We start from the raw sequence: 233 nt of genomic DNA, 5'->3' as shown, positions 1-233 counted from the left end.
CGGGGACAACGTTGTACTACGGAGCAGCAAAAGCAACAAATCCGGTGTACGACGGATCGACCTATTGGGCTACTATGTCAGGCGGTAGCACTGGTATTGCTACGTCGGCAGATTTAACTACATTGACCCCGATTCCTCAGCAGTTGTCCAATGTGGCGGCGCTTGGATATGTGGGATCAAATACAGTTACGGCATCGATTAACTCGGTTTCTTCGCAAGCAGTAGTCCAATAC

Annotated in this window: 1 protein-coding gene; it reads left to right on the top strand. The window is 49.8% G+C overall.

The genetic code is table 11. The features are described from left to right. Positions 1-11 precede the first annotated feature (11 nt). A partial coding sequence (locus AC1RPU_RS08550; protein WP_481769742.1) for a hypothetical protein occupies positions 12-233 on the top strand: 222 nt, incomplete at its 3' end.

The organism is Dellaglioa sp. CoH-55-MRSF-7, assembly GCF_056782235.1.
This window is presented reverse-complemented; position numbering and strand designations above follow the sequence as displayed.